The sequence below is a fragment of the Rhodopseudomonas sp. G2_2311 genome (assembly GCF_047501505.1).
GTDB lineage: Bacteria > Pseudomonadota > Alphaproteobacteria > Rhizobiales > Xanthobacteraceae > Rhodopseudomonas > Rhodopseudomonas palustris_H.
This window is the reverse complement of sequence record NZ_JAZDRK010000004.1, coordinates 52,730-65,323: the sequence shown is the minus strand read 5'-3', so window position 1 is coordinate 65,323 and position 12,594 is coordinate 52,730. Positions and strand designations below refer to the sequence as shown.

The window sequence follows — 12,594 nt, the reverse complement described above, 5'->3', positions numbered from 1 at the left end:
GACATGGCCGGCCAGGACCAACTCGACCAAGACGCAATTGCCGCCCAATGGGAAGCCTCCATGGCGTCGGAGGATCCCGAGGCCGCGGCAAAGGCGGCAGCGGAGAACGAACTAACCGGGACGATGGCGGAGCAATGGGCCGCCATGGTCGAGGATGGCGGCCGCGATCTCGGCGGCGGCAAGAACGGCGGCGAGCGGGTGCTGTCGCAGGAGGAGATCGACAATCTCCTCGGCTTCAGCGTCGGCGAGGTCCACCTCGACGAGAACTCCGGCATCCGGGCGATCATCGACTCGGCGATGGTCTCTTACGAGCGTCTGCCGATGCTCGAAATCGTCTTCGACCGCCTGGTGCGGTTGATGACGACCAGCCTGCGTAACTTCACCTCGGACAACGTCGAAGTCTCGCTCGACCGCATCACCTCGGTCCGGTTCGGCGACTACATGAACTCGATCCCGTTGCCGGCGGTGCTGTGCGTGTTCAAGGCCGAGGAGTGGCAGAACTTCGGGCTCGCCACCGTCGACTCCAGCCTGATCTATTCGATGATCGACGTGCTGCTCGGCGGCCGTCGCGGCCAGGCCGCGCTGCGCATCGAAGGCCGGCCCTACACCACGATCGAAACCAATCTGGTGAAGCGGCTGCTCGAGGTCGTGCTCGCCGACGCCGAGCAGGCGTTCCGGCCGCTGTCGCCGGTGTCGTTCAGCATTGACCGACTCGAGACCAATCCGCGTTTCGCCGCGATCAGCCGGCCCGCCAACGCCGCGATCCTGGTCCGTCTGCACATCGACATGGAAGACCGCGGCGGCAATATCGAGCTGCTGCTGCCCTACGCCACGATCGAACCGATCCGCGGCGTGCTGATGCAGATGTTCATGGGCGAAAAATTCGGCCGTGATCAGGTCTGGGAAGGCCACCTCGCCACCGAGATCGTCCAGGCCGATATTTCGGTCGACGCCGTGCTGTACGAAGCCGAACTGCCGCTGCGGCAACTGATGGCGCTGCAAGTCGGCGACACCCTGCCGCTGGAGCTGCGCGCCGACGCCACCGTGGCGGTGCGCTGCGGCAGCGTCGTACTCACCGAAGGCCGGATGGGCCGGGTCGGCGACCGCGTCGCCATTCGCGTCACCAAACCGCTGCGCAAGCCGCTCACCACCTACGCCATGTTCGAACGTACCGACGAGCAGAGCAAAATGATGGAGGCACAATGAGCCACATTTTCGCAATCGTGATCGAAAGCCTGGTCGCCGTGCTGCTCCTCGTCACCGTCGGTTATTGTTGGCTGCTCAACAAACGCCTGCTGCGGCTGAAGGCCGACGAGCAATCGCTGAAGGCGACGATCGGCGAGCTGATTACCGTCACCGAGATCGCCGAACGGGCAATCGGTGGCCTCAAGCTCACGGTGCGCGAGGTCAACGAGAACCTCGGTCGTGACATCGCCGCGGCCTCCGCGCTGTCCGACCAGCTCAAGAAGCAGCTCGGCGAGGGCGACAACGTGCTGCGGCGCCTGTCGAAGATCGTCGCGGCGGCGCGCCCCGGCGGCGAGCAGCCGGCGGCGGCGGTGTCGGCGGCGCAGGCCAATGCGGCCGCGGCGCAGGCTTTTGCGGAACGCAGGCGACATAACGGCTTGGCTGCATGAACGCACTTCGGGATATCCGCATCCTTCCGGTTGTTCTGGTCGCGGTCTTCGGCCTCGCTGTGCTGAAGATCGCCGGACTGGTGCTCGATGGCGGCTACGTGTTCGATTACGATCCGAACGCGACCAAGCCGTCATGGGCTCAGGAGAACCTGAACTTCCCCGGACGGAAGCCGATCGATCCCGATATCACCGGCTCGGTGCATGGCGAGCCGAAGAAGAAGGAAGAAGAAAAGCCCGCGGTCGCGCCGCCGGAACAGACCAAGCCGGCCGAGACCGAGCCCGAGACCCCGGCAATTTCTCCATCTGAACGCGCGATCCTCGAGCGGCTGCAGGCGCGCCGCCAGGAGCTCGAAGCGCGTGCCCGCGAAGTCGAGATCCGGGAGAGCCTGCTCAAGGCTGCTGAGAAGCGGATCGAGTCCAAGGTCCAGGAGATGAAGGAGACCGAGGGCCAGATCGGCAAGGCAACTGAAGAGAAATCGGAAGCCGAAGCGGCGCGCTTCAAGGGCATCGTCACGATGTACGAGTCGATGAAGCCGAAAGACGCCGCGAAGATCTTCGATCGTCTGGAAATGCCGGTGCTGATCGAGATTGCCACCCAGATCGCGCCGCGAAAGATGTCCGACATCCTCGGCCTGATGTCGGCCGAAGCCGCCGAAAAGCTCACTGTCGAAATGGCGCGGCGCGCCACCGGGAAGGCGTCGGTGTCCGCATCGGTCGCGGTGCTGCCGAAGATCGAGGGCCGCCCAACGCCCCGGCAGTAGGCTGTCGGTTTCGAACCACACTAAGCCGCTTGGCCACTCGCAAAATTTGCCTGGACCGCTGGATGCTGCGCCAGCCACTAGCCGAATTGGTCTGTCGAAATTTAATGCAACGATATCGTTGCATTAATGGCTGACCTGCTCCATAGGATCGTTCGGGCAATGGTAGTGAGGCGGAATGAGCCGGCGCGGACGTCCAACACTTGAGCAGTCGGAAGAACTGACGGAGCGCATTGTCGCGGTGGCGATCGAGATGTTTCTCGAAAAGGGCTTTGCCGAAACGACGATCGACGAATTGGCCGTGCGGCTGGGCGTTGCCAAGCGCAGTCTTTACAGCCGCTTTCCATCCAAGGCGGAGTTGTTCCGAGCGGCTGCGAACAGTTACGCGGCATCCAGGATCGACGCGCTTCCACCGGTGGAGCCGGACGATCGTCCGCCCGCGGAGCAGTTGTTCGATGTCTGCGTCGTTCTTCTCAACTACTTCCTGCACCCTGATATCATCGCCATGGAACGCAGGTTCCTCGCGGAGGCGGTGCGGTTTCCGCAAATCGTCCCGGTGCTGGAGGATGTGCGGCTTCGAGCGATGAGCCGGCTTGATGTCGTGCTGAGCTCGATCGGTGCTGACCCGGAGGTTGATGCGCAGATCCTCTGGGATCTGGTGGTCGGCCCTCGCATGCGGGCGGCGGCCTTGGGGCTTTATCCGTGCGCGGTTACGGATGAGACCTTGGCGCTCGCCCGTCAGCGGATCGCGCTGTTCTTGGCTGCGCGCCGCGAACCATCAAGCTGCTCCAACTCACGATGACGTTGCTGATCGCACGAGGTCTCGAATGTCCAATCATCATCTAGACAGTGACCTACTCGTTGAGACTGAATGCGGCTCCGTTCGTGGGATCGTCGCCGATGGCGTGAGGACGTGGCGCGGTATTCCGTTCGCCGCCGCGCCTGCTGGTGCACTGCGCTTTAACGCGCCGCAGCCTCCCAATGCTTGGCAAGGCGTGCGCGACGCTTCCGAGTTCGGTCCGATCCCGATGCAGAAAAGGGGATACGAGGCGATCGGCGGAGCCGGAAAGACAACGCCGATCTCAGAGGACTGTCTGACCGTCAATGTTTCGGCGCCGCTCCAACCGAGCGGCAACCTTCGCCCCGTCATCGTATGGATTTACGGCGGTGGCTTTTCGGTCGGTGGCACTCGAGCTCCGCTGTACCGCGGCGATGGGCTGGTGAAATCCGGCGACGTGATCTACGTGAGTTTCAATTATCGCGTCGGCGTCTTCGGCTTCTCCGATTTCTCCGCGTGGTCGACGCCGGAAAGCCCGATCCAGAGCAACCCGGGCTTGCGTGATCAGGTCACAGCGCTCGGATGGATCAAGCGCAACATATCAGCCTTCGGCGGCGATCCGGATCGAGTGACGATCGTCGGACAGTCGGCGGGAGCGATGTCCGTCGTCACCTTGATGTGTATTCCATCCGCCGCTGGGCTCTTCCACCGGGCCATTGCGATGAGTCCGAACGCGGGGTCGGCTTTCGGGCCAGAGAGGCATCGAACCTGGGCCGCAGAGATTGTTAGACTGCTGGGGCTCGATCCGGACGACAAGGCCGCAGTCTCCCATTCATTGAAGCGGCTTTCGGCCGAGACGCTTTGCGAGGCGTCCGGCCGGTTCTTCTACGACGTGGCGCCGGATGCCGTTGCCGGAATGCTGCCCACCTCGCCGGTGGTGGACGGCGACTTCCTACCTTTCTCTCCAATTGATGCGTTTCGTTCGGGGAAGGCGCACCCAGTACCACTCGTTATCGGCACGATGTCGCGCGAGGGAGCTATTCTCGACAAGGTGCTTACGGTGATCGCCACCCGACCAAATCGGTTGGAGGACATGTTCAAGCGATCTGGTTGGGCTGTTCGCGAACGGATCGCGTCGGTCTATCATGGCTATCCGTCCAAGCGCGCGGCGATCGATGTCGGAGGCGACTTCACCTTTTGGCATCCGTCTGTGCTGATTGCGGAGGGCCATGCTCGGGTCGCGCCCTGCTGGGTCTATCGGTTCGACTATGCGACGCCATTGACGCGTTTGATATTTGGCGCCGCCACTCACGGGCTCGATTTGTCGATGCTGTTTGGAACGACCGGCGAGGGCGATTTGGGAAAGCTGGACTTGTTTAGCAAAAAGGCCTCGCGGGAGATGAGCCGCCGCTTTCAGGGCGATCTTCTCGGTTTTGCCCGCGGTGCCCAGCCGCGCTGGCCAACCTACGATCTCGATAGGCGTATGACGCGGATCTTTGATCACACCGACCGCGACGAAAGTGACCCCCGACGCGATCGCCGGTTGGCATGGGGCGAATTCGTCGTGACCTGACGTGCAGGGCTCGATCATACCTTTTTAAGCTATTGGCTGATCCGGGTCAGCAGCGCCTTGAAGCCGAGCGATGGGGCTTCCGCCGCCATGCCTTCGACCTGCGCGTAGTCGCCGATCGTCGAGCCGTGGAAGTCGACCCGCACCTCGTCGACGCCGAACACCGACTGGATCGCCGGATCGCTGGTGTGCCGGCGCGCCGTGATGGTGCCATGGATGGTCTGGCCGTTCTGTTCGTAGGCGCCGACATACGCGAATGCCGAACTGCCGCCGTGCAGCCTTCCATCGGATGCGAAGATCACGCCGACCGCTTTGCGCCGCGGCGTTTCGAATTCGACCTTGTAGAGACCCTTCAGCAGCATGGCGGTCGTCAGTCCAATTCCCAGTGGCGTATCCGCGCGCCAGATCGGCGGCGGGCGCAGCTTTGATCGTCCATGGTTTCCTCGGTGGCCCGAGCCGATCCGAAGCGTCGACGCGTCGTGCGGCGTCCGTCAGGACGGCCGACAACGGCGGGCGGGAAGGGCACAGCGATCGCGGTCACACAAAAGGATGGTTCGGGCGGTTGCGCTCCCCGCCTTCTGCATCACTATCAAAAACGTGTTTACCTCGACAATCTAAATCTCTGATTGTGACGCGATGCCGTGCCGAAGCTGGGTGAGCCTGCCGCAGCCGACGATGGTTAAACCACCGTTAACGGCTTTTGTGCCCTAGTGGGGCAGGCTGCGGTTCTGCGCGCTTCCGCCGCGCCGACGCGCATGCGTGAAGCGTAGTATCTTTGTTGGCGGCGAAGCCGCCTAGGACCGGCAGACGACAGAGTCGTTGACTGAAAGACACGACGGATGGCGCGGATGGCTGCCGCTGGAGTTTGGTCACAGGCGCTCGTCGGGCGCGTCGCACGACTCTGCCTTGCCGGCTTGCTGCTGCTGATCGCAGCCGCGCTGACCGTTGCGCCCGCGGCCGCGCAAGTGCGCGGCGAAGCCAGCTTCGAAGCAAAGGGCGGATACGGCCGGCTGCTGCTGAAGATGGCCGAGGACGTCGACTCCGACGTCGCCACCGCGGGCCTGATCGTGGTGATCCGCTTCAAGCGGCCGATCGATATTCCGGTCGACAAGCTCGCCGATTCCGCGCCCGGCTATATCGGCTCTGCGCGGCTTGATCCTGACGGCTATGCGCTGCGTCTGGCGCTGACGCGGAAGCTCACTGTCAACGCGATGGCGGCCGGCGAACGGCTGTTCGTCGATCTGCTGCCAGAAAATTGGACCGGCGCGCCGCCCGGACTGCCGCAAGACGTTGTGAAGGAACTGGCTGAACGCGCCCGCGCGGCCGAGCGCGCCCTGAAGGCGCAACGCGCCACCGCCGAAGTGAAGAAGCGGCCACCGATCCGGGTGCGGACCTCGGTGCAGCCGACCTTCGTGCGCTACGTGTTTGAAGTGCCGTCCGACGTGCGGGTGGCGTCGACGCTGACCGACCGCAAGCTGTCGGTGCAGTTCAACACGCCACTGACCTTCGACCTCGCCGACGCGCAACTTGCCTCGCCGCCGGGTGTCGCTTCGATTGCGCAGAACATCGACGGCGGTAATTCCACCGTCGACTTCACGCTGATCGGCGGCGCCGATGTGCATTCGTTCCGCGAAGAGAAGAACTTCATCATCGATGTCGGCTTCCAGCCGGGCGGCGCCGAGTCCGGTCAGACCATGGGGCCGCAGGCACTGAAGCTGCCGGAGATCGGCAAGCTCGATCCCAAGGCGCTGCAGGCGGAGATCCAGAAGCAGGAGCCCAAGGCCGACAACGGCCACAAGCCCGACGCGAAGGACGCAGGCCACAAGGCTGACGCCAAGGAAGCCGATCACAAGGCGGAGGCCAAGCCCGCGCCGGCTCCCGCGGAAGCCAAGGCCATGAAGCCGGCGACGCCGGCCGGTCCGCAGCCTGCACCTGCACCTGCGGCGGCTGCTGCGCCGTCTCCGTCTGTGGCGGGGCCCTCAGCGACGCCGTCGCCAGCGGGCCCGCCTGCCAAAGGTGGCCAAGTCGCGGCCGCGCCAGCGGGACCTGCGGCGCCGAGCATCGCGCCGCCGCAGACGGCTCCGGCTGCGCCTCAGGCTCCCGCACCTGCGCCGGCAGTGGCCGCCAAGCCGGTCTCGAATGAGGGGCGGCCGGTCGAGGTACGGCTGAATACGGATGGGCTTCGTCTGAGCTTCGCGTTTTCTGCTCCGACCCCGGCGGCGCTGTTCCGCCGCGGCGATGTGCTGTGGCTGGTCCTCGACAACACGGCGACGTTTGATCTGTCGGCAATCCGCCGCGAGGGCAGTGCGGTGGTCAGCGACGCCAGCCGCCTCCCGCTCGCCAACGGACAAGCAATTCGGATCCGGCTCAGCCGCCCGCAGATTGCGACGCTTACCGAAGACGACGGTGCAGGCAAGGGCTGGACCGTGACGCTTGCCGATGCCGGCCGCGCGGCGTCGCAGCCGCTGTCGGCGGTACGCAACATCGCCGATCCGACCCGCGCCAGCGTCTCGGTGTCGTTGCCGGCGCTCGGCCAGGTTCAGAAGCTCGCCGATCCCGACGCGGGCGATACGCTGACGGTGGTCACCGCGCTGCCGCCGCCGCGCGGCTTCATCAAGCGGCAGAACTTCGTCGAGTTCAATCTGCTGGAGTCGATCCACGGCGTCGTTGTCGAGCTGAAGTCCGATGACGTCACCGTAGAAACCACTCCTGATGCCGTGCTGCTGACGCGGCCTGGTGGCCTGACGCTATCCTCCGCCGCGGAGAGCGGCGGCGGTGATGCTGCATCCGAGAAGCCGTTTTTCGATGTCCGGCAATGGGCGAAGGATCAGACCGGTAGCTTCAAGGACATGCTCGACGAGCGTCTCAACGCTGCGTCCGTTGCGGGCGGTGACGACAAGTTGCCGGCCCGGCTCGATCTGGCGCGGTTCTACATGGCGCGTGGCCTTTATCCCGAAGCCAAAGGCGTGCTCGATCTTGCGCTGTCCGCCACCAAGCCCGGCCAGGAAGATGCCGCCACCATGCTCGGCCATGCGGCCGCGAGCGCGCTGATGTGGAGGCCGGAGCAGACGTTGAAGGACGTCGCCAATCCGGCGATTGCTTCGACCTACGACGCGCAGATGTGGAAGGGCGTCGCGCTGGCGCGGCAGGGCAAATGGGCCGAGGCGCGCGAGAAGCTGAAGAGCGTTCAGTTCGCCATCACGGCGCTGCCGCTGGACATCCAGCGCGCCGTGCTCGCCGCGGCGATGCGGGCCTCGCTGGAAGTGCGTGACTATTCGGGCGCCGCAAAACTCAGCACCGATTTCGATTTGGTCGGCATCCCGCCGGAGATCAAGCCGCAGGTCGCGGTGATGCGCGGCTGGCTCGACGAGGCGCTCGGCCGCGAGCCGGAGGCGCTGAAGAAGTACAAGGACGCGATGGCGTCGTCCGATCGCCAGGCCGCCGCCGAAGCACGGTTTCGCGAGATCGTGCTGCGCCTGAAGCGCGAAGAACTGACAGCCGCCGAAGCACTGCCTGATCTCGAGCGACTGTCGGTGAACTGGCGCGGCGACCAGCTCGAAGTGAACACCCAGCAGCTGCTGACCAAGATGTACGCAGACGCCGGCCGCTATCAGGATTCGCTGCAGGCGGCCCGGGTTGCGACCCAGCTTGCGCCGAATTCGGAAGCAGCCCGCAAGGCGCAGGACGATGCCCGCGCGCTGTTCGCGCAGATATTCCTAGGCAGCAAAGGCGACGACCTGCCGCCGATCGAAGCCCTCGCAATGTTCTACGAGTATCGCGAACTGACCCCGATCGGTCGGCGCGGCGACGAGATGATCCGCCGGCTCGCCGACCGTCTGGTCGCGGTCGATCTGCTCGATCAGGCCAGCGAGCTTCTGCAGTATCAGGTCGACAAGCGTCTCGAAGGCGCGGCGCGGGCGCAGGTCGCCGCCAAGCTGGCGATGATCTACCTGATGAACCGCAAGCCGGATCGCGCCATCGGTGCGCTGCATTCGTCGCGGATCGCTGATCTTGCCGGCGAACTCCGTCAGCAGCGGCTGTTGCTCGAGGCGCGTGCGCAGAGCGACATCGGCCGCCACGATCTGGCGCTCGACATCATCAGCAATATCAGTGGGCGCGAGGCGATCCGGCTGCGTTCCGACATCTACTGGGCGGCGCGGCGCTGGCGCGAATCTTCCGAGCAGATCGAGCTGTATCTCGGCGACCGCTGGAAGGACTTCACGCCGCTGTCGTCGGCCGAGAAGAGCGACGTGATCCGTGCCGTGGTCGGTTACGCGCTCGCCGAAGATGCGCTCGGTCTCGATCGTTTCCGCGAGAAGTTTGCGCCGCTGATGACCGATCCGGCCGATCGCGCTGCCTTCGACATCGCCAGCCAGCCGAGCGCCGGCAATAGCGCTGCGTTTGCGGCGATCGCCAAAATGGCCGCCAGCGTCGATACCCTCGAAGGCTTCCTGCGCGAGATGAAGCAGCGCTTCCCCGATGCCAGCGCCCGCCTCAACCCGCCGCCCGGCGCCGACCTCACCGCCACCGGTACGCTGCCCCAGGTGCCGCCGAAGATCCGCGCCATCCAGGCGACGCGGTAGCAGTTCTTCGCGGTCTCCAACCGTCATTCCGGCGCGCAGGCGAAGCCTGCGAACACGGAATCCCGAGGTTGTTGTGCGCAGCTGAGCGTCCGGGTTCACGCGCTTCGCACGTGCACCGGAATGAGCCGTGGAGAAGAGAACCAAATCCGCAGCGTCGATCTCGGCGAGACTATCCGCCGCCGGTGTAGCTCTGCACCAGCGAGCCGGCGACAAGCGACCAGCCGTCCACCAGAACGAAGAAGATCAGCTTGAACGGCAGCGACACCACGACCGGTGGCAGCATCATCATGCCCATCGACATCAGGATCGATGCGACGACGAGGTCGATGATCAGGAAGGGCAGGAACAGCAGGAATCCGATTTCGAAGGCACGTTTCAGCTCCGAGATCAGGAACGCTGGCATCAGGATGCGGAGCGACAGCTCTTCCGGCGTAGCCGGTGGCGGTTCGCCCGACAGGTCGAGGAACAGCTTGAGATCTTTCTCGCGGACGTTCTTCTGCATGAAGATCCGCAGCGGACCGGACGCCCGCACCATGGCGTCGTCGACGCCGATCTCGTTGGCGATCAGCGGCTTGATGCCTTCGTCATAAGATTTCTGCAGAGTCGGTCCCATCACGAAGGCGGTCAGGAACAGCGCCAGCGCGATGATCACCGCATTCGGCGGCGCTGTGGCCGTGCCAAGCGCCGTGCGCAGCAACGATAGCACCACGACGATACGGGTGAACGACGTCATCATCACCAGGATCGACGGTGCGATCGACAGCACCGTCAGCAGCGCGATCAGCTGGATCGCGCGCTCGGTGACGCCGGGGCTATTGCCGCCGAGATTGATGCTGATGTCTTGGGCCTGCGCAGGCACGATCATCGCGAGAACCGCGATGATCAGAACAGATGAACTGATGAAAACTCTACGCGGGCCGGCCGAGGCGCTCACGTAGGGGACTTCGGGCGGCCGAGCAGCGCGGCCATTTCGTCTTCGAGGCTCTCGAACCCGGTCTTACCGGCGGCCGGAGGCGCTTCCGCTGCGGCCGGCTCTTCGGGGGCAGGCTCGGAAGCGCGCGGGGTCGGCGGATTGGGACGGGCTGGCGGCTCCGGCGCGACCGGAGGAGCCGGCTCGGCCGGCGCATTCGGCGGACGGCGCAGCGCGGCTTCGAGGCGGTTGGCCATCTCGGCGAGATTTTGGTCTGCGGTCGCAAGGGCTGCGGTGACAGGCGCAGCGGGAGCGGGGGACGGGGCCAAGGGCGCGGGCGGCGCCGCGGGGCGCTCAGTGCGCATGGGGGCGGGCTTGGGTTCCGGACGCGGCGGCCGCGGCATGGCCGGCTCGGCGCGCGGACGGGGGGCCGGCTCCATGCGCGGCTCGGGGCGCGGCGGCTCCGGACGCAGCACCGGCGGTTCCGGGCGCAGAACGGGCGGCTCGGGGCGCAGGACCGGGGACTCTGGGCGTGCGATCGGTGGCTCGGGCCGCAGGATCGGCGGGTCCGCCCGCATGATCGGAGGTTCAGCCCGCATGATCGGCGCCTCGACGCGCGGCATCGGGGGCTCGGGCCGCGGCAAGGGCTGTAGCGGCTGTTCGGGGCGGGCGATCGGTTCAGGCACCAGGCTGGCGAACGGATCGGCCGGACGGCGCTCCGGCATCGGCGGCGCGCGGCGCGGCTCCTCGGCCGCACCCGGGCGCAACGGTCGTGTCGGGATCGGCGGCAGTTCCGGCTCCGGCAGCTCGGCGGCGGTATCGGATTCCCACTGGCCGGGCTCCGGCGCCGTCAGGCGCGGCTCCAGGCCGGCGCGGGTCGGCAACTGATCCCGCGACGGGGTGGCACGCACGATGTTGGGCTCGATCACGATGTCGCTCGGCCCGCCGATCATCAGCAGATGTTCGACATTGTCGCGCCGCACCAGAACCAGGCGGCGGCGGCCATCGACGGCGGCAGCGTCGATCACGGCGAGCCTCGGCATCCGGCCGCGGCTGGCATTGGTGCCGAGCCGATTGCCGGCGAAGCGGCGTACCAGCCAGGCGGCGGCGCCAATCAGCGCCAGAACGGCCAGAAATGCGAGAAAAAACATCAATGGCTGCGATGACATGCTGTATCCCCGGCAAACAACGCTGGCGCCCTGGCGCTTTCCGGAAGCGCCCATTCCGGAATGCGAACGCGACCAGTTCCGGTGACGCGCGGCGGCCCGCCTCGTCCCTTCTTAATAATCCCCGGCAAGAACTGCCATCCGTTTCTTCTTATAATCCACCAATCATGCCGCCCAAACCGCGTTTGGTGCGGTTTTCGCCGCAGTTACCACTGCGTCCGGCATGCAGCTCGGACCTCTTAACCAGTCGTTAACCATAGGGGCGGCAAATTCTGCCTACCCGGCGGAATCGCGTGGCGGCAAGACCGGGGCGGAGGCGGCTATGCCGATCAACGATCTCCCCGAGCTCAACGCGTTGCGCACCAAGATGCAGTGGCATCAGGAGCGCCAGAAGGTGCTTGCGGAAAATATCTCCAATTCCGACACGCCGAACTTCCGGCCGCGGGATCTGGTGGAGCCGAAATTCACCCCGGAAGGTCAGGCCGCCGGCGGTCCGGGCGGATCGCTGCCGCTGATGCGCACCAGCGCGTCGCATCTGACCCCGCCGGGCGGCTCGCCGAGCTTCTCCACCAACAACAACGGCGGCTTCCAGACCCGTCCGGCCGGCAATGCCGTGAACCTCGAGGACGAGATGCTGAAGGTCTCGTCCAACCAGATGGACTACGCCGCCGTGACCTCGCTCTACAGCCGCAGTCTCGGCCTGCTCAAGACCGCAATCGGCAAGCGCTGAGAAGCGCCGGGAGGCTAAACCATGGCAGACGACGGCAACGACTTCGCCCGCTCGATGGGTATCGCCACTTCCGGCCTGCGCGCGCAGGCGGGCCGGATGCGAGTGATCTCGGAAAACGTCGCCAACGCCGACTCCACGGCGCAGAACCCGGGCGGCGACCCGTATCGCCGCAAGGTGCCGACCTTCACGTCGGCGCTCGACCGCACGCTCGACGCCCGCGTCGTGGCGCTCGGCCGGGTCAAGCCGGACACCTCGGCGTTCCGCGTCAAATACGAGCCGACCAACCCGGCTGCCGACGCCAACGGCAACGTCAAGTACCCGAACGTCAATCCGGTGATCGAAATGACCGACATGCGCGATGCGCAGCGGTCCTACGAGGCCAACCTCAACGTCATCAGCGCCACCCGCCGGATGATCCAGCGCACGCTCGACATTCTCAAAGCCTGATCCGCTTCCCCAGCATCG

11 protein-coding genes are annotated in these 12,594 nt (G+C 65.5%); 8 read left to right on the top strand and 3 right to left on the bottom strand.

The annotated features are described in order from the left end of the window. Window positions 1–3 precede the first annotated feature (3 nt). From fliM to VRZ08_RS08045, 5 genes are all read left to right on the top strand, one after another. Window positions 4–1,206 carry a flagellar motor switch protein FliM gene (gene fliM / locus VRZ08_RS08065; RefSeq protein WP_011159433.1) on the top strand — a complete coding sequence of 401 codons (1,203 nt, stop codon included), beginning with the start codon at window positions 4–6 and terminating at the stop codon, window positions 1,204–1,206. Continuing rightward, window positions 1,203–1,634, top strand: a complete 432-nt coding sequence (locus VRZ08_RS08060) for a DUF6468 domain-containing protein (RefSeq protein WP_107345603.1) — start codon at window positions 1,203–1,205, stop codon at window positions 1,632–1,634. The genes fliM and VRZ08_RS08060 overlap by 4 nt, the downstream gene beginning before the upstream one ends. Further along, window positions 1,631–2,395 (top strand): MotE family protein, encoded by a 765-nt coding sequence (locus VRZ08_RS08055; protein ID WP_107345602.1) that lies wholly within the window; start codon window positions 1,631–1,633, stop codon window positions 2,393–2,395. The genes VRZ08_RS08060 and VRZ08_RS08055 overlap by 4 nt, the downstream gene beginning before the upstream one ends. A 175-nt stretch (window positions 2,396–2,570) precedes the next feature. Then, a complete protein-coding gene (locus VRZ08_RS08050; RefSeq protein ID WP_414532228.1) occupies window positions 2,571–3,194 on the top strand; it encodes a TetR/AcrR family transcriptional regulator in 624 nt (207 codons plus the stop codon). Window positions 3,195–3,219: 25 nt separating this feature from the next. Next, a complete protein-coding gene (locus VRZ08_RS08045) occupies window positions 3,220–4,743 on the top strand; it encodes a carboxylesterase/lipase family protein (RefSeq protein ID WP_414532227.1) in 1,524 nt (507 codons plus the stop codon). Window positions 4,744–4,772: 29 nt separating this feature from the next. Here VRZ08_RS08045 and VRZ08_RS08040 read toward each other — a convergent pair whose 3' ends face one another. Continuing rightward, window positions 4,773–5,102, bottom strand: coding sequence for a GrlR family regulatory protein (locus tag VRZ08_RS08040; protein ID WP_263989375.1), 330 nt, complete (start codon window positions 5,100–5,102; stop codon window positions 4,773–4,775). A gap of 477 nt (window positions 5,103–5,579) precedes the next feature. Here VRZ08_RS08040 and VRZ08_RS08035 point away from each other — a divergent pair, with 477 nt between their 5' ends. Then, the gene (locus tag VRZ08_RS08035) at window positions 5,580–9,323 is read left to right on the top strand and encodes a tetratricopeptide repeat protein (protein WP_414532226.1); all 3,744 of its coding nucleotides are present in this window, start codon (window positions 5,580–5,582) and stop codon (window positions 9,321–9,323) included. Window positions 9,324–9,492: 169 nt separating this feature from the next. On the opposite strand, the gene fliP is transcribed toward VRZ08_RS08035, so the two are convergent. Beyond that, complete coding sequence (gene fliP / locus VRZ08_RS08030; protein WP_414532225.1) at window positions 9,493–10,257, bottom strand: flagellar type III secretion system pore protein FliP; 765 nt, start codon at window positions 10,255–10,257, stop codon at window positions 9,493–9,495. Beyond that, the gene (locus VRZ08_RS08025) at window positions 10,254–11,402 is read right to left on the bottom strand and encodes a flagellar biosynthetic protein FliO (RefSeq protein ID WP_414532224.1); all 1,149 of its coding nucleotides are present in this window, start codon (window positions 11,400–11,402) and stop codon (window positions 10,254–10,256) included. The genes fliP and VRZ08_RS08025 overlap by 4 nt, the downstream gene beginning before the upstream one ends. 319 nt (window positions 11,403–11,721) lie before the next feature. Between VRZ08_RS08025 and flgB the strand changes: the two genes are divergently transcribed. After that, window positions 11,722–12,129 (top strand): flagellar basal body rod protein FlgB, encoded by a 408-nt coding sequence (flgB, locus tag VRZ08_RS08020; RefSeq protein WP_012497251.1) that lies wholly within the window; start codon window positions 11,722–11,724, stop codon window positions 12,127–12,129. 21 nt (window positions 12,130–12,150) lie between these two features. Continuing rightward, window positions 12,151–12,576, top strand: coding sequence for a flagellar basal body rod protein FlgC (gene flgC, locus VRZ08_RS08015; protein WP_011159423.1), 426 nt, complete (start codon window positions 12,151–12,153; stop codon window positions 12,574–12,576). Window positions 12,577–12,594 lie beyond the last annotated feature (18 nt).

Excerpts from the sequence above, each read along its gene's own strand:
- fliM (WP_011159433.1), top strand. The coding sequence starts at position 4 with ATGGCCGGCCAGGACCAACTCGACCAAGACGCAATTGCCGCCCAATGG.
- VRZ08_RS08060 (WP_107345603.1), top strand. The coding sequence starts at position 1,203 with ATGAGCCACATTTTCGCAATCGTGATCGAAAGCCTGGTCGCCGTGCTG.
- VRZ08_RS08055 (WP_107345602.1), top strand. The coding sequence starts at position 1,631 with ATGAACGCACTTCGGGATATCCGCATCCTTCCGGTTGTTCTGGTCGCG.
- VRZ08_RS08050 (WP_414532228.1), top strand. The coding sequence starts at position 2,571 with ATGAGCCGGCGCGGACGTCCAACACTTGAGCAGTCGGAAGAACTGACG.
- VRZ08_RS08045 (WP_414532227.1), top strand. The coding sequence starts at position 3,220 with ATGTCCAATCATCATCTAGACAGTGACCTACTCGTTGAGACTGAATGC.
- VRZ08_RS08040 (WP_263989375.1), bottom strand. The coding sequence starts at position 5,102 with ATGCTGCTGAAGGGTCTCTACAAGGTCGAATTCGAAACGCCGCGGCGC.
- VRZ08_RS08035 (WP_414532226.1), top strand. The coding sequence starts at position 5,580 with ATGGCGCGGATGGCTGCCGCTGGAGTTTGGTCACAGGCGCTCGTCGGG.
- VRZ08_RS08025 (WP_414532224.1), bottom strand. The coding sequence starts at position 11,402 with ATGTCATCGCAGCCATTGATGTTTTTTCTCGCATTTCTGGCCGTTCTG.
- flgB (WP_012497251.1), top strand. The coding sequence starts at position 11,722 with ATGCCGATCAACGATCTCCCCGAGCTCAACGCGTTGCGCACCAAGATG.
- flgC (WP_011159423.1), top strand. The coding sequence starts at position 12,151 with ATGGCAGACGACGGCAACGACTTCGCCCGCTCGATGGGTATCGCCACT.